This is a genomic window from Anaerococcus sp. NML200574 (assembly GCF_026131665.1).
Taxonomy (GTDB): Bacteria; Bacillota; Clostridia; order Tissierellales; family Peptoniphilaceae; genus Anaerococcus; species Anaerococcus kampingae.
Genome location: NZ_JAMXSM010000009.1, coordinates 25230 through 46822, shown reverse-complemented (window position 1 = coordinate 46822; position 21593 = coordinate 25230). Strand labels below are relative to the sequence as shown.

The 21593-nt window shown below is 35.4% G+C and carries 26 protein-coding genes and 1 tRNA gene; 18 read left to right on the top strand and 9 right to left on the bottom strand.

What is annotated here, in order from left to right; genetic code table 11:
* Positions 1-6: 6 nt before the first annotated feature.
* Together NH286_RS05705 and NH286_RS05700 are read left to right on the top strand one after the other, a co-directional pair.
* Entirely contained in the window at positions 7-1653 is a 1647-nt protein-coding gene (locus NH286_RS05705) for a putative manganese-dependent inorganic diphosphatase (protein ID WP_106461729.1), read from the top strand.
* Positions 1654-1697: 44 nt separating this feature from the next.
* Positions 1698-2213 carry an NUDIX hydrolase gene (locus NH286_RS05700; RefSeq protein ID WP_265237530.1) on the top strand — a complete coding sequence of 172 codons (516 nt, stop codon included), beginning with the start codon at positions 1698-1700 and terminating at the stop codon, positions 2211-2213.
* Between the two features lie 27 nt (positions 2214-2240).
* On the opposite strand, the gene NH286_RS05695 is transcribed toward NH286_RS05700, so the two are convergent.
* Positions 2241-2459, bottom strand: a complete 219-nt coding sequence (locus NH286_RS05695; RefSeq protein ID WP_106461732.1) for a DUF1858 domain-containing protein — start codon at positions 2457-2459, stop codon at positions 2241-2243.
* 80 nt (positions 2460-2539) lie between these two features.
* Here NH286_RS05695 and NH286_RS05690 point away from each other — a divergent pair, with 80 nt between their 5' ends.
* From NH286_RS05690 to NH286_RS05645, 10 genes are all read left to right on the top strand, one after another.
* The gene (locus NH286_RS05690; RefSeq protein ID WP_265212477.1) at positions 2540-2872 is read left to right on the top strand and encodes a hypothetical protein; all 333 of its coding nucleotides are present in this window, start codon (positions 2540-2542) and stop codon (positions 2870-2872) included.
* The gene (gene trhA, locus NH286_RS05685; protein ID WP_265237528.1) at positions 2859-3509 is read left to right on the top strand and encodes a PAQR family membrane homeostasis protein TrhA; all 651 of its coding nucleotides are present in this window, start codon (positions 2859-2861) and stop codon (positions 3507-3509) included. The genes NH286_RS05690 and trhA overlap by 14 nt, the downstream gene beginning before the upstream one ends.
* A gap of 88 nt (positions 3510-3597) precedes the next feature.
* Positions 3598-5445: a molecular chaperone HtpG gene (gene htpG, locus NH286_RS05680; RefSeq protein WP_106461738.1), complete on the top strand. Its 1848-nt coding sequence runs from the start codon at positions 3598-3600 to the stop codon at positions 5443-5445.
* Between the two features lie 156 nt (positions 5446-5601).
* Positions 5602-6213 (top strand): DUF6088 family protein, encoded by a 612-nt coding sequence (locus NH286_RS05675; RefSeq protein WP_106461739.1) that lies wholly within the window; start codon positions 5602-5604, stop codon positions 6211-6213.
* Positions 6206-7189: a nucleotidyl transferase AbiEii/AbiGii toxin family protein gene (locus NH286_RS05670; protein WP_265237525.1), complete on the top strand. Its 984-nt coding sequence runs from the start codon at positions 6206-6208 to the stop codon at positions 7187-7189. Before NH286_RS05675 ends, NH286_RS05670 begins: the two co-directional genes overlap by 8 nt.
* 177 nt (positions 7190-7366) lie before the next feature.
* A complete protein-coding gene (locus NH286_RS05665) occupies positions 7367-8749 on the top strand; it encodes an aminopeptidase (protein WP_265237524.1) in 1383 nt (460 codons plus the stop codon).
* Positions 8750-8896: 147 nt separating this feature from the next.
* Complete coding sequence (locus NH286_RS05660; protein WP_265212493.1) at positions 8897-9136, top strand: Veg family protein; 240 nt, start codon at positions 8897-8899, stop codon at positions 9134-9136.
* A gap of 64 nt (positions 9137-9200) precedes the next feature.
* Positions 9201-10040, top strand: coding sequence for a PHP domain-containing protein (locus NH286_RS05655; protein ID WP_265237522.1), 840 nt, complete (start codon positions 9201-9203; stop codon positions 10038-10040).
* Entirely contained in the window at positions 10018-10980 is a 963-nt protein-coding gene (locus tag NH286_RS05650; RefSeq protein WP_265237520.1) for a D-2-hydroxyacid dehydrogenase, read from the top strand. The genes NH286_RS05655 and NH286_RS05650 overlap by 23 nt, the downstream gene beginning before the upstream one ends.
* A 10-nt stretch (positions 10981-10990) precedes the next feature.
* Positions 10991-12364: an alanine/glycine:cation symporter family protein gene (locus NH286_RS05645; RefSeq protein ID WP_106461755.1), complete on the top strand. Its 1374-nt coding sequence runs from the start codon at positions 10991-10993 to the stop codon at positions 12362-12364.
* A 44-nt stretch (positions 12365-12408) separates the two neighbouring features.
* On the opposite strand, the gene NH286_RS05640 is transcribed toward NH286_RS05645, so the two are convergent.
* Positions 12409-12789: a VOC family protein gene (locus NH286_RS05640; RefSeq protein ID WP_265237518.1), complete on the bottom strand. Its 381-nt coding sequence runs from the start codon at positions 12787-12789 to the stop codon at positions 12409-12411.
* A 147-nt stretch (positions 12790-12936) separates the two neighbouring features.
* On the opposite strand from NH286_RS05640, the gene NH286_RS05635 reads away from it, so the two are divergent.
* The 6 genes from NH286_RS05635 to NH286_RS05610 all read left to right on the top strand — a co-directional run bounded on the left by NH286_RS05635 (position 12937) and on the right by NH286_RS05610 (position 18842).
* A complete protein-coding gene (locus tag NH286_RS05635; RefSeq protein WP_265212498.1) occupies positions 12937-13230 on the top strand; it encodes a DUF2089 domain-containing protein in 294 nt (97 codons plus the stop codon).
* The gene (locus tag NH286_RS05630) at positions 13227-13553 is read left to right on the top strand and encodes a hypothetical protein (RefSeq protein WP_265237515.1); all 327 of its coding nucleotides are present in this window, start codon (positions 13227-13229) and stop codon (positions 13551-13553) included. The genes NH286_RS05635 and NH286_RS05630 overlap by 4 nt, the downstream gene beginning before the upstream one ends.
* Positions 13554-13703: 150 nt before the next feature.
* The gene (locus NH286_RS05625; protein ID WP_106461763.1) at positions 13704-15116 is read left to right on the top strand and encodes a PTS mannitol transporter subunit IICB; all 1413 of its coding nucleotides are present in this window, start codon (positions 13704-13706) and stop codon (positions 15114-15116) included.
* Between the two features lie 22 nt (positions 15117-15138).
* On the top strand, positions 15139-17271 hold the full coding sequence (locus NH286_RS05620; protein ID WP_265237512.1) for a BglG family transcription antiterminator: 2133 nt from the start codon (positions 15139-15141) through the stop codon (positions 17269-17271).
* A gap of 1 nt (position 17272) precedes the next feature.
* Positions 17273-17695, top strand: coding sequence for a PTS sugar transporter subunit IIA (locus tag NH286_RS05615; protein WP_106461767.1), 423 nt, complete (start codon positions 17273-17275; stop codon positions 17693-17695).
* A 1-nt stretch (position 17696) separates the two neighbouring features.
* Complete coding sequence (locus NH286_RS05610; protein ID WP_265237509.1) at positions 17697-18842, top strand: mannitol-1-phosphate 5-dehydrogenase; 1146 nt, start codon at positions 17697-17699, stop codon at positions 18840-18842.
* An 80-nt stretch (positions 18843-18922) separates the two neighbouring features.
* On the opposite strand, the gene NH286_RS05605 is transcribed toward NH286_RS05610, so the two are convergent.
* The 7 genes from NH286_RS05605 to NH286_RS05575 all read right to left on the bottom strand — a co-directional run bounded on the left by NH286_RS05605 (position 18923) and on the right by NH286_RS05575 (position 21591).
* A complete protein-coding gene (locus NH286_RS05605; RefSeq protein ID WP_265237507.1) occupies positions 18923-19432 on the bottom strand; it encodes a GNAT family N-acetyltransferase in 510 nt (169 codons plus the stop codon).
* Between the two features lie 142 nt (positions 19433-19574).
* Positions 19575-19793 carry a type II toxin-antitoxin system RelE/ParE family toxin gene (locus NH286_RS05600; protein ID WP_265237505.1) on the bottom strand — a complete coding sequence of 73 codons (219 nt, stop codon included), beginning with the start codon at positions 19791-19793 and terminating at the stop codon, positions 19575-19577.
* Complete coding sequence (locus NH286_RS05595; RefSeq protein ID WP_265237504.1) at positions 19774-20046, bottom strand: type II toxin-antitoxin system Phd/YefM family antitoxin; 273 nt, start codon at positions 20044-20046, stop codon at positions 19774-19776. The genes NH286_RS05600 and NH286_RS05595 overlap by 20 nt, the downstream gene beginning before the upstream one ends.
* Positions 20047-20111: 65 nt before the next feature.
* Positions 20112-20249 carry a hypothetical protein gene (locus NH286_RS05590; RefSeq protein WP_265237502.1) on the bottom strand — a complete coding sequence of 46 codons (138 nt, stop codon included), beginning with the start codon at positions 20247-20249 and terminating at the stop codon, positions 20112-20114.
* Positions 20246-21049 (bottom strand): class I SAM-dependent methyltransferase, encoded by an 804-nt coding sequence (locus tag NH286_RS05585; RefSeq protein WP_265237500.1) that lies wholly within the window; start codon positions 21047-21049, stop codon positions 20246-20248. The genes NH286_RS05590 and NH286_RS05585 overlap by 4 nt, the downstream gene beginning before the upstream one ends.
* 121 nt (positions 21050-21170) lie before the next feature.
* A tRNA-Ala gene (locus NH286_RS05580) sits at positions 21171-21246 on the bottom strand.
* A 78-nt stretch (positions 21247-21324) separates the two neighbouring features.
* The gene (locus NH286_RS05575; protein ID WP_106461777.1) at positions 21325-21591 is read right to left on the bottom strand and encodes a hypothetical protein; all 267 of its coding nucleotides are present in this window, start codon (positions 21589-21591) and stop codon (positions 21325-21327) included.
* Positions 21592-21593 lie beyond the last annotated feature (2 nt).

Sequence of the window (21593 nt, the reverse complement as noted above, 5' to 3'; positions counted from 1 at the left end):
GAGACAGTGAGAGAAACAGTTTATATCACAGGCCACAAGAAGCCAGATACAGACTCAATTATGTCAGCCATAGCCTATGCTGACCTTAAAAATAGGCTAGGAGAATATGATGCAATTCCTATAAGACTTGGCAAACTAAGCCAAGAAAGCCGTTTTGTACTTGAATATTTTGGGGTAAGGCCACCAGAAATCAAGGAAACAATGAAGCTTACTGTAGGGGACCTAAACATAGATAAGGGCAATATAATCGACCCATCTATTCCAATTAGAAAAGCTTGGGATACCTTCCAACATGGAGCTACCAATTCCCTAACAGTTGTAGACTCTAAGGGAGAAATCGTGGGTATAGCATCCCTATCAAATATTACAAAATCTTACATGGATATATGGGATGATAAGATCCTCGGCAGGTCAAGTACTCCAATTGATAATATCATAGATGTCTTAGCTGGTAATATCATAAACCTACCAAAAGAGCCTAGGGAGCTTTCAGGAAAGATGGCAGTGTTTGCCATGAGTGGGGATGAAAAGGACCTAGAGGGTGTAGTCCTTGAAAATGACATAATCATATCAGGAAATAGGTATGCCTATTACAAATATCTTCTAAATCAAAAGATATCACTTTTAATCCTAACCAACGGGGCAAGGCTTGATGATGAGGCCCTAGAAGTGGCAAAAGAAAACAAGGTTACAGTTATATCTACAGAATATAACTCCTTCATGGCTTCAAGACTACTTCCACTTACAATCCCGGTAAGCCATGTAATGACCACAGACAATCTAATTTATTTTAAAACTGACGATACCCTAGATACAGTTAGGGAAGTCATGGCCAAGTCTAGATTTAGGTCATATCCGGTAGTAGACCCAACTAATCAAGTAGTAGGCTCAATTTCTAGGTATCATTTGATTTCTTCGGATAAGAAAAAGCTAATCCTAGTAGACCACAACGAACGCAACCAATCAATAGATGATATAGACGAAGCAGAAATTATAGAAATAATAGACCACCACAGGGTAGCAAACATCCTTACAACAGGCCCAGTCTTCTTTAGGGCAGAGCCAGTTGGATCAACTGCTACAATCATTTCAGAAATGTATTTAGAAAGTGGTATCAGACCATCTAAGCAAATTGCAGGTATACTTTGCGCTGCTATAATCTCAGATACCCTTCTTTTCAGGTCACCAACTACAACAGATATTGACAGGAGAATCCTAGATAGGATGAGCAAGATTGCAGACATCAACCCAGAAGAATTTGCAGATAGGATGTTTAGGGCAGGCACATCTTTGAAGGGTAAATCAGCCAAAGACCTAATCGAAGGAGATATCAAGACCTTTACAATCGGCTCTTCAACAATAAGAGTAGGCCAAGTAATGACCATGAATCCAGAAGAGCTAGTACCAATTATGGATGAGCTAAAAGAGCTAATGGCAGCTAAAATTAAGCAAAGGGGAGAAGATACCTTCGTCCTAGTCCTAACAGATATCTTTAACCAAAGAAGTGAGCTTTTAGTAGTAGGTGAATTCTATGATGCTATCCAAGAAGAATTTGGAGAAGTCACCAAAAATGGCACAATAAACGCAGAGGGAGTTCTCTCACGTAAGAAACAAGTAATACCAAAACTAACAGCAGCAATAGTCAAGAAATAACAAAAGTCTCTAGCCTAGCTAGAGATTTTTACTTAGGAGATAGGATGGAAATATTAGATTTATACGATAGGTACAGGAAAAAAACAGGCAAGACCTACATAAGGGGTGATGTCATGCCCCCTAATACATACAGGCTCATTGTCCATGTCCTAATCTTTGATAGGGACGGGAGATTGCTCATCCAACAAAGAAAGGCAGAAAAGTCCATGGGAGGCCTGTGGGATATAACTTGCGGTGGGGCTTGTCAAAGTGGTGAAAACACTGATCAGGCAGCAAGCCGTGAGCTTTACGAAGAGCTAGGCATAGCTTTCAATTTTAGGGGCTCAAGACCAATCCTTACAGCCAATTTTAAGTATGGCTTTGATGATTTTTACATGATTCACAAAAATATAAGACTAGAAGATTTAAGGCTGCAAGAAGAAGAGGTAAGTGATGCAAGGTGGGCATCCTATGATGAGGTAACCCGCCTGATGAAGAGAGGGAAATTTGTAAAATACAAGAAATCCTTCATAGATTTGCTCTTTGACCTAGAAAAGGATAAGAGATTTATGGAAATATAAAAAGGCCCGGAAAAAAGGGCCTTGTATCTATAGGGAATTAAGTTGATCAAGCATGTAGTCAGGGTCCATACCATGAACCATGCAAGCTTCTTCAAGAGATTCATATAAAGATGTTGGACATGCTATGCAGCCCATACCGCTCATCATAAGAACGTTGATAGCTTCTGGCTTTGCTTGAATTATATCACCTATAATCATATCACGAGTGATAGTTACTTTGTTTGTTTCTTTTGTATTTTCGGTCATAAATATTCCCCCTTTTATAGGAATATTTTACTACTTAAAATATAATAATCAAAGTAAATCACTAGGATATAGGAGAAAATATGGAAAAGTATGAATTATTAGAAAAAAAGAAAGAAGAATTAAGAATATTACAAGAAAAAATCAATGAGGGCCCACAAAATAGCTTTCTAAAGACCTTCCTAGGACCCTTGGGCCTAGCCTTTCTTGGCCTTAGTCTTGCGATTTTTTTAAAAATGACAGATGTGCAAAAAATTGGCATATTTATAATAATATTTATAATTAGCCTTAGTATTTATACCTTAAGGACTCAGAAGAAAAATGAAAGGGAAAAGAAAAGGCAAATAGCAGAAAGACTTGCCCTCCAAAAGGAGATAGTAAGCTTAAGTAGGGAGATAAAAAATGAGAATAATTAAATATAGTAAGTCTGAAGAAGCCCTAAATATAGCTACCCACATCCTAGGTTTCATCCTTAGTCTGATATTTTTTATACCAGTAGTTGTAGGAGCCTACCATGGCAAGGACTTGCTAGGATTTTTGGCTTGGCTAATTTATTTTATAGCCATAGCCATCATGTTTTTGACATCAAGCCTCTACCATTCCATGACCAATCCCACAGCCAGGACCATCTTTAGGGCCATAGACCACGGGGTAATCTACCTGACCATAGCAGGGTCTTACACGCCGATAATCTTAATTGGCCTCAGGTCAAGCCTATCCATAGTCATCTTTGTCCTTATATGGATCTTGGCCATTTCAGGCATAACCATGAACATCATAGCCTTTGCTACAGGCAAGGAAGATAGGATAGGAAAGGCCTCGATGATTATCTACATGGCCATGGGCTGGATATCCCTCCTACTTATCTATCAAATTTATAAATACATCGGCATGTCCTATATCATGTTTTTGCTAGTCGGCGGTCTATTTTACACCCTAGGAGCCATTTTCTATTCCATAAAGAAAATCCCCTACAACCACGCTATCTGGCATATTTTTATCCTTGTAGCAGCCTTTGTCATGTTTTATGGCAACTATAAATTTTTGGGATAATTGCAAGAAAATAGAAAGTAAGTATAATATTAGCAGTCGAGTAAGAAGACTGCTAATTTTATTTGGAAAATGATTAGGAGGATTAGCAATGAGACAAGAATTTAAGGCAGAAGCCAAAAAAGTCATGGATTTAATGATCCATTCAATTTATACAAACAAGGAAATATTTTTAAGAGAGCTAATATCAAATGGGTCAGATGCCCTAGATAAGCTTTATTTTGAAGACCTAAAGTCTGATTCAACCACAGAAAAAGATGACTACTATATAGAAATTATCCCAAATAAGGAAAAGAGAACCCTTACAATCAGGGACACAGGTATTGGCATGAATGAAGAGGACCTAACAAATAACCTAGGAACAATTGCCAAATCAGGTACAGAAGCTTTCAGAAATTCTGTAGAAAATTCAGACGCCAAAGACCTTATAGGACAATTTGGTGTAGGTTTTTATTCAGCCTTCATGGTTGCAGAAAAAATCGAAGTCCTATCCAAAAAACACGGCCAAGATAAGGCCTACCTTTGGACAAGTGAAAATGCCGATGGTTTTGAAATAAAAGAAGCAAAGAAAGATGAGCCAGGCACAGACATCACACTCTTCTTAAGAGAAAATACCGAAGATGAAAACTACGACATCTACCTAGACCAAAATACAATTAGGGGACTCGTTCGTAAATATTCAAACTACATCAGATATCCAATCAAGATGCTAGTAACCAAGACCAAAATCAAGGAAGGATCTCCAGAAGATAAGCCAGAATATGAAGATTATAAGGCCTATGACATCCTAAATTCAGATAAACCAATCTGGAAAAAGTATAAAAAAGACCTAAGTGATGATGATTACATCAATTTTTACCAGGAAAGTCACTACGGCTTTGATAAGCCACTAAGCTGGCTTCACTTCTCAGTTGAAGGTCTAGTAGAATTTAGGGCCCTACTCTATATACCAGAAAAGGCTCCATTCGATTATTATTCCAAAGATAGGAAAACAGGACTAGAGCTTTACTCTCACGGTGTAAAAATCATGGATTCTTGCGATGAAATCCTAGATGATGCCTATTCCTTTGTAAAGGGAGTTGTAGAGTCAGATGATTTGACCTTAAATATTTCAAGAGAAACCCTCCAACAAAATAGGCAGCTAAGGGTAATTTCTAAGCAAATCAATAAGAAAATTAATGCTCATCTCAAGGAAATGATGGAGAAAAATAGGGAGGACTACGAGAAATTCTACAAGGAATTTGGCAACTCAATCAAGGTTGCAATCTACGAATCCTTTGGGGCAAATAAGGAAGAACTCCAAGACCTCTTACTCTTTTACTCTAGAAAAGAAGATAAGCTAATAAGTCTAAGAGAATATAAGGAAAAAGCTGCTTCAACTGCAGAATTTATCTACTATGGAACAGGAGAGTCAATTGATAAAATCAAAGCTTCCCCAGCTTTAAAACTAGTAGATGAAGATGTTGATGTCCTCCTATTAGATGATAGACTAGATGAATTTTTAATCAAAATGCTAGAAGAATACGATGGTCTTAAATTTAAGTCCATATCAGCAGAAGATGAAAAAAATGAAGAAGACAAGGAAGATAGCGAGCTAATAAACTTCATCAAGGAAGCCATGCCTGAAGATGTGGTAGATGTAAATATCTCAGATAAGCTAGAAGATATACCAGCCATCATCAAGCAAAGAGGAGAAGTCTCAATAGAGATGGAAAAGGCCCTCAAAGACCAACCAAACGCCTTTGGCATCAAGGCAGAAAAAGTCCTAGAAATCTCAAACAAAACCAAGGCCTACGACCTCTTAGAAAAAGCCTACAAGGATGATAAAGACCAGGCAAAAATGATAGCAAGGCTCCTCTTAGACCAAGCAAGACTCATAGAAGGTCTAGAAATCGAAGACCCAGTGGCATATGCTAAAAACATTTGGAAACTAATTTAATAAAAAATTACAAAGGAAAGTGCGGAAAATCTGTGCTTTCCTTTTATATTTATACAAGAAATAAAAAAATATATAAGATTTTGATCTAGCAAAGTTTATTGTGATTGAATTTTTGTCACGAATATGATACAATATCCGTGACAAAGGAGAATTGTAATGAGTTCATATATGGAAATAATATCAGATAAAATAAATAGCTTCGACTCACATAAAGTATTTTTTGCAAATGACTTTTTAGATATTGCATCTAATGCTACGGTTAGACAGATATTAAAAAGATTAGCAGACGAAGATAAAATTAAGCGTGTAATTGATGGCTTTTATTACAATCCAAGATACAGTGAATTAATTGGAGAGTACGAAGCAGTATCAATACATGAGTTAGCACTTGCTATATCAAGAAAATACAATTGGAATATTGCACCATATAATAGCACAGCCTTAAACTTATTAGGACTTTCAACACAAGTTCCGACTCACTATAAATATATATCTAGTGGAAGATATAAGGAATATAAAATTGGGAATACGGTTTTAGAATTTAAAAAAGTAAATCCAGGAGAAATTGCCAATATGTCCCTAAAGACGGCAACAGTTATTCAAGCAATTAAGTCTTTGGGCAAAGAAAATATAACTAGCGAAGTTATACAAAAGATAAGAGAAAACTTAAGTGAAAAAGAAAGAATAAACTTAATGAACGAATCAAAATCAGTTCCATCATGGATATATGAAGTGATAAGGGAAATTTGTGAGGGTCAAAATGAATAAGTTTTATATAGAAAACAAAGAAGATCTAAGGGTCTTAATAGTCAATACTGCAAGAAAGAAAAATATATCTGAAGCAGTCATTGAAAAGGACTATTGGGTTACTTTTATCTTAGACTATCTATTTAAAGAAAATAAATGGAAAGAATATTTTACCTTTAAAGGTGGCACATCACTTTCAAAATGCTTTGGACTTATAGAAAGATTTTCTGAAGATATAGATCTAATCTTAGATTGGAGAGTATTAGGATATGAAGAAAAAGAACCATGGTTAGAAAGGTCAAATACCAAGCAAGATAAATTCAACAAAGCGGTTAATGAAAAGACAGAAGAATTTTTAAGAGATGAATTTTTAAAAGTTTTAGAACAAGATTTAAACGATTTTAACTTTAAATTTTCCATAGATACAATAGACCCACAAACAATTCTATGTAAATATCCTAAAATTTTTAAATCTAATTATTTAAGTCAAAATATAAGGCTTGAAATAGGAAGCCTTGCAGCATGGACACCAGCAATTGATGTTGAAGTTTTACCTATAATTGGTGAAGCCTATCCAAATGTATTTAAAGAAAAAACTAATATTAGAACAGTATCAGCAGAAAGAACCTTTTGGGAAAAGGCTACTATACTTCATCATGAAGCAAATAGACCAGAAGATTCTCCTATGCCCCATAGGTATGCAAGACACTTTTATGACCTATATAAGATAGCAGATTCAGATTTTAAAAATAAAGCCTTAAAGGACAAAGATTTATTAAAAAAAGTGATTGAATTTAAAATGAAATTCTACCCCAGAAAGTGGGCTAGGTATGAAGATGCATTAAATGGTAGATTAAAGTTAGTTCCAGGAGAGTTTCGATTTTCTGAAATAGAAAAAGATTATAGGGCTATGTCAGAAATGATATATGGAGAATATCCCAACTTTGAAGAAATTATAAAAGTTCTTCAAGAACTAGAAAAAGAAATTAATAAGTAAGTAAAATTCTCCCGAAAATAATATGATATTCAGGAGAAATACTTTGAGCGAGAGAGAAATCTTTCGCTCTTTTTTGTATAAGTATTTGAAAAAAATAGATAAATTTCATCGTAAACTAGTATAATAATATAAAAAGAAATACAGGGGACAGGTGTCTCCTTTTAATTGGGAGGAAATATGGAATATAAAAGAACTAATGCTTGGCTTGCCATGGATGAGGCTGACCTTGATAAGTTAGAAGCCATGTCTAAAGATTACCTAGACTTTATGGATAAGGCTAAGACTGAGAGAATGGCTGTTAAGGAGATTGTTAAAAGAGCTGAGGCAGCTGGTTTTAGAAATCTTGATGATTTAATCGCAAGTGGTGACCTTAAGGCAGGTTCTAAAGCTTATGTTATCAATAGAAATAAGGCTGTGGCAATGTTTGTGATTGGTAGGGAGGATTTAGAAAAGGGTATGACTATTGTCGGTGCCCACCTAGATAGCCCAAGGCTTGACCTTAAGCCAGTTCCACTTTTTGAAAAAAGCCACGCAGCTTACCTTAAGACCCACTATTATGGAGGTATTAAGAAATATCACTGGACAAATATTCCCCTAAGCCTAGTGGGAGTTGCCTTTACTAAGGATGGGAAAAAGGTTGATATTTCAATTGGAGAAGCTGATGATGAGCCAGTATTTTTCATATCTGAGCTTCTAATCCACCTTTCAGCCGACCTTAACCAAAAAAAGGCCGGTGAGGTTATAGAAGGTGAGCAGCTTAATATCATGGTTGGCTCAATTCCACTTAAGGATGAGAAGGAAAATCCAATTAAGAAAAATGTCCTTAAGATTTTAAATGAAAAATATGGAATAGAAGAGGAAGATTTCCTTACAGCTGAGCTAAATGTAATACCTGCTACAAAGGCTCGTGAAGTAGGCCTTGATAGGTCAATGATTATGGCCTATGGCCACGATGATAAGGTATGCTCTTATGCAGCCCTTAAGGCAATTCTAGAAGTAGAAAATCCAGAAAAGACCCTAGTTGGACTATTTGTAGATAAGGAAGAAATAGGATCTGTTGGTGCAACAGGCATGACCAGCCAATTTTTCGAAGACATGACCCTTGAAATCCTAAATGCCTTTGGCAAGGGAAATGTTGTTAACTTAAAGCGTGCACTTAGAAATTCTAAGGTGCTTTCAGCAGATGTGACCCTAGCAGAAGATGCAAATTTCTTAGAGGCTACAGAAGAGATGAATACAGCCAAGCTTGGCCATGGGGTTTGCCTAACTAAATATACAGGCAGCCGTGGCAAGGGTGGCTCAAATGATGCTGACAGCGAATATCTAGCAGAGGTGAGGACCGCTTTTGGAAAAGATGCTGCTATTTGGCAAACAGGTGAGCTTGGTAAAATCGACCAGGGTGGTGGTGGAACAATTGCTTATATTCTTGCAGAATACGGCATGAGTGTAGTCGATTGCGGTACACCAGTGGTATCTATGCATGCTCCTTTAGAAGTTATCTCAAAGGCAGATTTATATCAGACTTTTAAAGCATATCTTGCCTTCTATAAACATATCTAAAATACTGATATCTACCCATTTGATCAGCTATAAAAACTTTGCGAAAAATATTTGACAATACTTTTAGCAGGTGTATAATATATATTTTTTGACAAATACGTCCCTCTAGGGTATAATGATATAAGTATCAAACGGAAGGATGATTAGATGGCACAAAGATCAGTTCACGATATTAGAAAAGAAGTTGAAAGTTCGGTAGGTAAGGAAGTAATTCTCAAAGCCGATATGGGCAGGAAGAGAGTTAAAACTAAGACAGGTGTCATAGTAGATGCATTTCCAAGTGTATTTACAGTAAAGGTCAACAATGATTTTGATGTGGAAAGAGTAGTGTCATACACATATTCTGATATTCTTACATCCACAGTTAAGTTGACTCCAAATAAATAAAAATAGGGGCTGGCAAAACGGCTCCTTTTTTTATTAAAAAATTCTTCCAAAAAGAAAGGAAACTATGAAATACGCAGACTTACACATGCACACATCTTATTCAGATGGGGATTATGATATAGAAGAAGTAATAAAAATGATGGCTGATGCAGGCCTTAAAAAAATTGCCATAACAGACCACGATAGGTGCGATCATTATGATAAAATAAAGGTCCTCAGCAAGGCTTACGGTCTTGAAACTATAAAGGGGATAGAAATATCAGCCTATGACTATGAAGTGGGTAAAAAAGTTCACATAGTAGGTCTTTTCTTGCCAGATTCCACGCCTAATATTAAAAAACTTAATGATCATACAAATAAGCTTAGAGAAGCCTGTCACATCGAGCTTTTGCCAGATCTTGCTAAAAAGGGATTTGACCTTGACTATGATTTTGTCAAAAAATTTGCCCCAAATTCCATAATCTATAAGTCAGATATATTTTGGGCCCTAAAGGCCAAGTATCCAGAAAAGATGGAGGGTCTTGGCTTTAAGGTTATCTTTAAGGAAAAAACTACAAATGATTTAGCAAGGAAAATGGGCTACATACCAGTAAAGGATGCCATTTCTGCCATAAATGAAGATTCTGGCCTATCAATTCTTGCCCATCCACAAGAATATGACAATTGGGATGAGATTGAAAAGTACGCAGGCTTTGGCCTAAGAGGAATTGAAATCAATCACTCCAGGATGAAGGGCGATGATTTTGAAAGAGCAAGGGAAATTGCTGAAAAATTTGATTTCATCATGTCAGGAGGGTCTGATTTTCATAGATTGGGAAGATTTGAACTAGGAGATTATGGTCTAAGTCATTATGAATTTGATAAGTTAAGAGAGGATTTTAATGACAAATATTGTAATTCTTGATTCTAAACCCCTAAATCCAGGCGATATGAGCTTTGATAGCCTAAAGAAGCTTGGAAATGTGACAGTTTATAAGGAATGCCCAAACAACATAGAAGAAATAATTAAAAGGGCCAAGAATGCTGAAATTCTCCTTATTTGCTATACAAAAATAACTAGAGAAGCTATGGAAAAGCTCCCAAAATTAAAATATATAGGGGTCTTATCGACAGGTTTTGATAGCATTGACCTAGACGCCGCTAGGGAAAATGGGATTGTCGTTACAAATGTGCCAGCTTATGGAACTGATGCTGTGGCCCAGTTTGGCCTTGCTCTCCTTCTTGAGCTAACAACAAGGGTAGGTCACCATGATGGGGAAGTTAGAAAGGGTCGCTGGAAAAAGGAAGGCTTCTGGTATTTTGGAGATTTTCCATTAATAGAACTAGTTGGCAAAACCATTGGTATTATGGGACTTGGTAAGATTGGACTTGCAGCTGCCAAAATATATAAGGCCATGGGAATGGAAGTTATTGCTTACAATAGGAGCGAGAATGAAGAGGCAAAGGCTTTTGTAGAATATGTGGGCAAGGATGAAATATTTGAGAAATCCGATATAATAGACCTTCACCTACCTTTAAATGATCAGACAAAAGATATTATCAACGAAGATTCAATTTCTAAGATGAAAGATGGTGTTATTATCATAAATACAGCAAGGGGCGGCCTAATTGATGAGGATGCCCTAATGGCAGGCTTAGATTCAGGCAAGATTTATGGGGCAGCCCTTGATGTCAATAAAACTGAGCCAATTAATGACGATAACCCAATGCTTGCTTATGATAATATAATCATAACCCCACACATGGCCTGGGGACCGGTTGAAACTCGTCAGAGGCTTCTAGAAATTGCCATAGATAATATCAGGGCCTTTCAAGCAGGTAAAGCGAAAAATGTAGTAAATTGAGAGGAGAATTATGAATATATTTATTGATATTGCAAACTTTATGTGGGCCAATGTAATTGGCTATGTCCTTTTGGGGGTGGGCCTTTATTATTCAATAAGGCTTGGCTTTCCCCAATTTCGCTATGCAAAGGATATCTTCCATGTCATTAAGAAAAATCTGAAATCAGATTCAAATGTATCTGGTTTTGCAGCCCTTGCAACAGCTGTAGGTGGTCAGGTTGGGACAGGATCCCTTGTAGGAGTTGCAACAGCCCTTGTAGCTGGAGGTCCTGGGGCTATATTTTGGATGTGGATTACAGCTCTACTTGGTATGATTATAACCTTTGCTGAAACAGTACTAGGACAAATTTATAGGGTAAAATTAGAAGATGGAACCTACAGGGGCGGTCCTGCCTACTATGTGAGATTTGGTCTAAAATCTAGAATAATGTCAGTCATAACTGCTATTTTTTACATAATTGGTGTAGGCCTTTGCATAGCCTTCATGCAGACAAACTCCATAGCTCAAGCCCTTACAGGCGTATCTAATATTAATCCAATTTACATAGGGGTAGTGATTACGATAATTGCTGCCATAGTTACAATCGGTGGGGTTAAAAGGCTTACAGATATTTCAAGCAAGATAGTTCCAGTTATGGCGGGTTTATACATACTTGCAGTTTTATTTATCCTGCTTACAAATATTACTAAGGTCCCAGCAATGTTTTCAGATATCTTTAAAGGTGCCTTTGGCCTTAAACAAGCCTTCGCAGGCCTTGGTGGTTATACAGTAATGACCACCTTTAGGTATGGGGTTGCAAGGGGCTTATTTTCAAACGATGCTGGTAATGGTATAGCAGGTATCATGCATGCTTCAGCAGATGTTAAACATCCGGCAGAGCAAGGATTTTTGGGCATGTTTGGAACCTTTGTCACAACAATCATAATTTGTACCCTAACAGCCTTTGCTATCATGCTTACAGGAGTCCTAGGCAATGGAAATGACGGTATAGTCCTAGTCCAAGATGCCTTCCAATCACAACTTGGCAACCTTGGTCGTTGGATGATATTTTTTGCCATGCTAATGTTTGGTTTTACAACCCTAATAGCAGACTTATTCTATGGCGAAACCAATGTCCTTCTAATATTTAAGGAAAAAGCAAAAATCCCACTTTGGATCTATAGGTTAACAGCCTTTGCCATGTTTATAATTTCAACCAAACTAGACCTTCACGTGGTCTGGGGCATTATAGATGTTTTTGTAGGTATAATTGTATTTATCAATGTAATCAGCTTATTCCTGCTCTTTAAGAAGGTAAAAGAAGTGATGGATGATTATGAAAGACAAAAAAGCCAAGGCATAGAAGACCCTCTTTGGAAAAGAGAAGAAGAATATAAATTATAGAATTTAAAAATCCGGATGAGATCAAAAGATCAAATCCGGATTTTTTATCTTTCTTGGATAATCTCTATCCTGTAACCATCTGGGTCTTCTACGAAGAAATATTTATTAGAATCTGGCCTAAGGCCTCTAATTTCTGTCACCTCATAGCCTTTAGCCACAAAATCTTCCCTTAGAGAGATAATGTCTGGGTGGGAAATAGCTATGTGACCATAGCCTGTACCTAGATCGTAAGGCTCTTCCTGGTCGTAATTGTAGGTTAATTCTAATTCAAATTCTGGTGAATCAGGGAGAATTAGATAAACTAAATCAAATTTTTTTTCAGGAAATTCCTTTCTTCTTGATTCTCTAAATCCTAATTCTTCAGTATAAAACTTAAAGGACTTATCAAGGTCCTTGACTCTAATCATTGTGTGTAAAAATTTCATAGATCCTCCTTATTTTATATATAACCTAAAAGGGGAATCTTACACATTAAAATAATATTAAAGTAAGTTTTTCGATTATATTTAATAAAATTAAATTTGACTTTAATATTATTTAGGTTTATAATGGTAGTAACAAAGGAGGATGCCATGGGAAATGATAAGAGAGAATGGATAGAAAATCTCGATGATAGCGAAATCGACTTTATCAAGAGATTTATCCTAGAATCGGGATCCTTAAAGGAAATGGCAAAAATCTACGGTGTATCCTATCCGACAGTCAGGCTTAGGCTTGATAGGCTGATTGAAAAAATAAAACTATTAGACAAGGAAGATAAGTCCTATGTAAGTCTAATTAAATCAATGGCCATAGACGGAAAAATCACCCTAGATGCTGCCAAGATTTTGATTGAAGAATACAAAAGGGAAGGAAGAGAGAAATGAAAAAATTATTAGGATTATTTTTAGGCTTAGGGATATATACTTTTTTAATTCCACTTATAATTCAAATCATAATTTGTAAAAATACCAAGGGAAGATGGGGGTTAATAATACCAATCTTATCTTTTCTAAGTACACTTGCCTGGTATATAGGACAAGTAACTTTTGATGCCTATGGGAAAAATCAGGTCACCATACCAGGCTTCATTGTAGGCCTTATTATAGCAAATATACCAACGATGATTCAGTATTTGGTTTATATTTACTACAAAAATAAGAAAAAACAAAAAGATGAACTAGACAAGATGGAGATAATGGATATGTGACAGCCAGGGATAATCCCTGGTTTTTTAATTTTACATTTTGTCACCAACGATGGTGACAAAACTACGCTTAGTAACGCTTGCACAGGCCTATAGAAAAGAGCTATAATAAGATTAAGAAGTTTATTTGTCTAAATGAAAAAGGAGGAAATTATGGACAGAAATACTAACATTAAAAATAGTGTGCAGCGTTTTGGAAGGTTCCTAAGCGCAATGGTAATGCCAAATATTGGTATGTTTATTGCATGGGGATTTATCACAGCTCTTTTCATACCTAAAGGTTACTTACCAAATGAAAAGCTTGCCGCAATGGTAGATGTTTTATTAAAATATCTCTTACCAACCCTAATAGCTTATTCAGGTGGTAAATTAGTTGGCGGTGAAAGAGGGGCAGTAATAGGAGCTATCGCTACAGCCGGTGTTATAGCAGGAGCTGAAATACCAATGCTAATGGGTGCTATGGTCATGGGACCTTTTGCAGGATGGGTTATCAAGAAGTTTGATAAGGGTGTTGAAGGAAAAATCCCAGCAGGATTTGAAATGCTGGTCAATAACTTTTCTATAGGTATCATCGGAATGCTTCTAGCAATCCTTGGTTACTACGGAATTGGACCACTTTTAGCAGGCTTAACAGCTGTTTTAGAAGGTGGAGTTGATTTCTTAATTAGCAAAAAACTTCTTCCATTAGTATCAATCTTTGTTGAACCGGCTAAGATTTTATTCTTAAACAATGCCATCAATCACGGAATATTTACTCCAATTGGTGCTAACCAAGTATCAGAAATGGGTAAATCTATAATGTACCTAATAGAAGCTAACCCAGGACCAGGTCTAGGTATACTTTTAGCCTATTTCTTCTTTGGTAAGGGTGACTCAAAGAATTCATCAGCAAGTGCTATGATAATCCACTTCCTAGGTGGTATCCACGAAATATATTTTCCATATGTACTAATGAATCCATACCTATTACTAGCTGTAATAGCGGGTGGTTTTTCAGGAGTTTTAACAAATCTTCTTTTAAATACTGGTCTAAGATCAGCAGCCTCCCCTGGATCAATCATAGCAATAATGTCTTTGGCAGCGCCTGGAGACCATATTAAGATTATGATTTCTGTTATAATAGCGGCAGTAGTATCATTTTTAATAGCCTCTATTTTTGTAAAGAGAGCCTTTGCTAAGGGAGGCACAGTTGATTTTGAAAAGGCAAAATCAGATCTTGCAAGTTCTAAGGCAGAATCAAAGGGCGAAGTTAAGAAAGAAGCATCAACTACAAATACAGTAAAGGCAGCCAAAGATGTTCATAAGGTAGTTTTTGCCTGTGATGCGGGAATGGGCTCATCAGCTATGGGTGCATCAAGATTTAGAAATGCAATCAAAGATTCACCATATGATGTTGAAGTAACTCACGCACCAGTTTCAGAAATACCAGAAGGGGCTGATATAATAGTTACAAATGAAAACTTAGTTGAAAGAGTAGACAAGACTAAGGGATATGAAATAATTCCAATCAAAAACTTCTTAGCAGATCCAGGTATCAATCAATTAATCGAAAGATTTACAAAATAATAAATAGAAGGGAGGGAGGTCATTGAAGGCATATAATTTATCTCAAAGACAAAAAAATATCATCCATATAATTGGAGATAATAAGGATGACTATATAACAGTAAATGATATAGCTAAGAAAATTGGTGTATCTACAAGGACTGTCCAAAGGGATTTGCCTCTTATTGAAGATTTTTTATATGAAAATGACTTCTCTCTAACCAAAAAACCAGGTCAAGGTCTTATATTAAATGAATCTAGGGAATCAATTGCTTATCTTTATGAGCTTTTAGAAATGGTGGATTCATCCAAGCAGTATGAGAGGGTTGAAAGGGTAAATTTTATTCTCTCAAGACTCTTAACTAGCAAGCAAGCAATAAAGTATTTTGTTTTTACCCTATATTTAAAAATATCTGAAAAAACCTTGGTAGAGGACTTAGACATAATTGAAAAATGGTTGTCAGTTTACGACATAAAGCTTATCAGAAAGCGAGGAGTGGGAGTAAGTATTGAAGGCAGGGAAAAGGCCATCAGGAAGGCCCAGGCCAAGCTTATCAATGATATGCTAGATGATGATAAGAAAATAGAAATATTGAGGGATATTTATGATGATGTCAAGGTAACTCTCATAAGGGAAAATGATATCTTATCAATGATAGATCTAGATATCATAAATAGGACCAAAAAATCACTGGATAAGACCTTTGCTAGGCTAAAAATTAGCATTTCGGACAACTCTTATTTTAGCCTCCTAGTTCATATATCTTTATCTATTGAGAGACTTAGGCAGGATAAAAAAATAGATTTCAACGAAGATTTGGTTGAAAATCTTAAGTCAAGCCAGGATTATGAACTTGCCAAAGAAATCATAGGGGACTTGGAAGAAGAATTTAATATAGAAATTCCTGATATCGAAATATATTTTGTGGCCATGCATATTAAGGGCACAAAAATAACCGATGACAAAAACGAAAATTTTGATATAAATGAAGCTAGCCAGTCCCTTAATATTACAAAAAAACTCATAGAAAAGATGGATAAGCTTTACAGGCTCAACCTTAAAGATGACCTGAGGCTTGAAAGTGATCTTAGGGCACATATAATGCCAGCCTTAACTAGGCTAAAATACAGGCTTGCTATTAAAAATCCTATTCTGGATGAAATAAGAGATAAGTATGGACAAATCTATGAAAGTCTTAAGGAAATTGGTCCGGACATCATCAGAGATGAGGGAAAATTACCTAGCCATACGCAAATACCTGATGATGAAATTGGTTATATAGCTATTCACTTTATAACAGCTATAGAATCAAAGATAAGCCAAAATGTAGGGGTTAATATCCTTACAGTTTGCCCTACTGGTTATGGTACATCAAGGTTACTTGCGACTAAAATTAAAAACCGATTCTCGAATGCCAATATAGTAAATAATGCTTCTATAATGAATCTGAATAGAGAATTTTTAGAGGAAAATGATGTAGATTTAATAGTATCAACCGTTAAAATTAATAGCCTTATGGAAGAAGGTGATATAAGCGATTTTGCCTATATAGAAATGCCTGCCTTAGCAGATGAAGATGATTATTTGAAACTTACCACCAAGTTAAGGGAGATTTCAAGAAAAAAATACTATAATGGTGGAAATGTGAAAAAGTCATTTAGTGAAATTTCTTCGAAAGAGATAGGAGAATCCAAAATAGATTTGGGGCAAAAAATTTTCGAAATTTCAACTAATCTCAACAATCTTTACGAAAATACCAAGTATTTTTATCTTGAAAAGAAAGATGACCCTTATAAAAAAGCTTCAAAATTAGTTTCGGATGATAGGCTAGAAGGAGAGACGATTTTTGAAGCCATAGTTGAAAGAAATAAGTTAAATCCGACCTATTATGAGGAATTTAATCTTTATTTGATCCATGCAAAATGTGAGATAAATAGACCAAAGCTAGGTTTTGGAAAGATTGAAGATAGTCATGATATTGTAATTGTAATGATATCAAGCCTTGACGAAAAAGATGAGATAATAAAATTTTTCTCAGAAATCAGTGAAAAAATTGTAAGTGATGATGCTTTTTTAAGGGCTCTTAGGACTCTAAATCAAAATAAAATTGACCGTAACCTAAGAGAAATAATATATAATATAATTAGGGAAAATATAGAAAAAGAAGGAGAATAAGATGAATATCAAATTAGAAGAAAAAAATATATTTTTAAATTTAGACAGCGTTAGCAAGGAAGAAGCCATCATAAGAGCAGGTGAAGAACTAGTACAACTTGGTTGTGTAGATAAGGAATATATAGACTATATGCTTGAAAGAGAAAAGCTAGCAACAACCTACATGGGCCTTGGTATAGCCATTCCTCACGGTATAAACGAAGCTAAAAAAACCATCCACAAGTCTGGCCTAGTTTTCCTTCAATATCCTAATGGAGTAGATTTTGATGGAGAAAAAGCTTATCTTGTAATAGGTATAGCTGGAAAAGGTGATGAGCACCTAGAAGTATTATCAAGTGTAGCAATTAAAATCAGCGAAGAGCTAACAGAAAAACTTAAAAATACAACAAATAAACAAGACTTTTTAGATGAATTTGGAGAGTGAAATGACAAAAGCAATACAATTTGGAGCAGGAAATATAGGTAGGGGCTTTATCGGCTACCTCCTAAAAAATGCAGGTTACGACCTAGTTTTCGCAGACGTATTTGATAATGTAATAGACCTAATAAACAAAGAAAAGGCCTACACAATCCATGTAAAAGATGTAGAAAATGAAGATATAAAAGTAGAAGGTATATCAGCTGTAAACTCAACAAGAGATGAAATTGTAGATGAAATAGCCGATGCAGCTATAATTACAACTGCAGTTGGACCTCTAAACCTAGTTAAAATTGCAGGAAAAATCGCAAGTGGAATAGAAAAAAGATTTGAAGCAGATTCTGATAAGTATTTAAATATCATAGCTTGTGAAAATGCCATAAAGGCAAGTGAATCCCTAAAGGGCTATGTTTATGAAAAGCTTGATGATGAGGCCAAAGCCTACGCTGACAAGTATGTAGGCTTTCCAAACTGTTCAGTAGACAGGATAGTACCACCATCTAAAAATGAAAATCCACTAGATGTAACAGTTGAAAATTACTATGAATGGAATGTAGAAGAAGCTGGCTTTAAGGGAGAAATTCCTCAAATTGAAGGAATGAACCTAGTAGGAAATCTTGAAGCTTATATCGAAAGAAAACTCTTCACCCTAAACACAGGCCATGCCTCTACAGCTTATTTAGGAAGCCTAAAAGGATACGGAACAATCGACGAATCTATAAATGATCCTGAAATAGAAGACCAAGTAAGAAAAATAATGCAAGAATCAGGCGAGGCCCTAATAGCAAAATTTGGCTTCAATAAGGAAGACCATTTTGCCTATATAGAAAAAATCATCAAGAGATTTAAAAATCCTTACCTAAAGGATGATGTAAAAAGAGTAGGCAGGGAGCCAATAAGAAAGCTATCAGTTAATGAAAGATTTGTAAAACCAATCAATACTGCTCTAGAATACAAGCTTCCAGTAGATAATCTTTTAGTAGGCCTAGCTGCAGCCCTAAACTTTAGAAATAATGAAGATGGCCAAGCAGTAGAGCTTGAAAAAGACATAGAGAATCTTGGCCTAGAAAAAACAGTAGAAAAAATAACTGAAATAAAAGATGAGAAAATAATAGAAAAAATTAAAGAAATCTATGAGAAACTAAATAAATAGTTTTTTCAAAATCTAATAACAAAGAAAACCAGCTTAAATAGCTTTTTGAAGCTTATCAAGCTGGTTTTTCTTTGGAAATTTTATTTTTCTAAAATAAGCTTAAGTACATTTTCCTTATCGTCTATAATTTTAAATCCCAAATCCTGGTGGATTTTCAAGGCAATAGCACGTTCTTTTTCAAAATTATTGGCAAGAGCCCTTATAGAATCAAAGGAAAAAGCTTTTTTGATTAGAAGCCTAAGATCAATTTTTCCGTAGCCCTGGCCCCTAAATTCGTCCTTAATCACAATTCCTATATCCCTTGTATAAGGGTTAAGTTTTGAAGGATGAAAATTCACATCACCTACAAAGACCTTTAAATATTGGTCATAGATATAGGCGTAAAAATATTCTCCTGGATTAGTAAAATAAAGGTCATACCATTTTTCCCAATAAGCCTGGTCATGAGTAATAGTGCCAGTTTCCTTATCATAGCCAGGAAAATCCAAATCATATCCCTTGTTGTAGGCCATGGTTTTAGAATCTTTTAGGAGATTTTTCGCAAAGTCTAATTCCTTTTCTTTTGGTTGATATAATTTTATATTTTTCATTATTTATAATTTACCAGCTTATTAAGATTATATATTATAAAATGAATTATAGTATACTCTCAAAATCACGTTTCGAGTAAAGAATCCTCCTGACTTCCATAATGTCTCCTATAACTACATAGAAAATAATATAATTCTTAACTTAAATCCTGTAATAAGGATAAACTCTATGTTTTTTGGAATTGAAGGGATCGAAAATCAATGGGTTTTCTAGCCTTTTATCGATAGCATTTTCAATTTCATCAACCAGTCTATAAGTAGAAGCTGGATTTTGTAAGTTTGAAGAAATATAGCTAGTGATTGCTAATAGATCTTCTTGGAAAAGTGGCAAGAACTTTAGTTTATAAGTTTTCTTCTGCATTTATACTTTCTCGGACCTTAGAAAAAACTTCATCTTTATTTAGGCGCTTGTTAGAAATAGCGGCTTGCTTGTCAGCCTCGTCGAGTTTAACTTCAATCTCATTTGTAAGAGCAGAATATTGGTCTATACTCATTAGAACCATTGTTCCATAACCGTTTTTTGTTAAAAAAACTGGTGAATTTGAATTTATAACAGTCTCTTCTATCTCAGAAAATTTATTCCTCAAATCTGTTACTGGGCGAATGTTTATCATAAAAAAGCCTCCTTTATATCATTATTATATCATTATTGTATCATTATTATATCATTATTATATCTCTATTCAATGAAAATTTTATTGGAAAAAATGAAGGGTGCTACGCCAATCTTGTAGGCCATGGTGGCAGGATCTTTTAGGAGATTTTTGGCAAAGTCTAATTCCCTTTCTTTTGGGATGTATAAGTTGATATTTTTCATTTTTTATTCTCGCAAACAAAAAGTAGGTGGTTAGTAGCACCGAGACTTTCTGGGTCCTTGCAGTGGCTTAGGTGCCAATCTAGGTAATTTTTAAAGGATTCTTCAGTCATTTCCTCAAGCTTATTACTCAAAACTTCTGCATAACCATCGCTTGCTATTATTTCTTTTATTTTTATATCCGCTTCTTCAATCATTTTTTTAGCTTCATTGACCTTAAAAAATACAAAGGGCCTATCAATTAACCTTTGTTTTCCACTATCATAGCTAGGCCCTGAAAAAATATCTGTATTGAAGTTTATCGTTTCGCTAATTAAAACCATATCGTGATTTATAAAGGAAATTAAGATATGACCAGTATCCTTGCAGATTCTTTTGGCTTCTTTTAGGACATCCTTTCTGTCTTTTTCATTAGAGAGATGGTACATAGGACCAAAGATTAGGACTAGGTCAAAATAATTATCTTCCAAGTCTTTAAGGTCAAAAGATGACTTATTATAGGCCCTTATATTTGAAAAATCCTTAGCCTTCGCCTCTAAGGTCTTAAAATTTGAGCTAGCTGGCTCAAAGGCAATGACTTCTTTAACCTTATGAGCAAGGGGGATTGTATAAACACCTGTACCAGCCCCTATATCAAGGACCTTGGAATCTATATTAATTAATTTATTAATCTCCCTTTGGGTAGTAATTTTCTCAACCAGGCCAGTTCTTGACTTAAGACGGGCTTCTTCATCAAAAAGCTTGTAGAGTTCCTCATTTCTTTCTAAATCATCATCTATTTTAATAATATTTTCCATATCCATGAAATTCTCCTTTATGTAAATATACCTTAAAATAAATAAGATGTGGCAGAAGTTATTGAACTTGAAAAAAATCTTATTATAAAAAAACATCCGAGAACCAATTCCTCGGATGTTTGCTATTTGGTGGAGAATAGGGGACTTGAACCCCTGACCTCTTGGCTGCCAGCCAAGCGCTCTCCCAGCTGAGCTAATTCCCCAAATATAGATTTATTATACCACAGAAGAAATTTAAAAGCCACCCAAATGGATGGCTTTTTGACTTAGTGAAATTACTATTAGTTATTTCCTTTGTCTTTTGATTCTGTTTCTTTTTCTACTTTTTGTTCAGCTGCATCTTTAGCTGCATCTTTTGCTTCATCTTCAGCTTTGTCAGCATCTTCTTGAGCATCTTTTGCTTCTTCTACTTTGTCTTCAGCTTTTTCTTCTGCTGGAGCTTCTGTTTTAGTAGTTGTTTCTGTTGGTTCTTCAGCTTTCTTGTCTGCTGAGTTTCCACATGCTGTTAGTACTAAAGATAGAGCTAGTAGTGATAGTAATTTTTTCATTT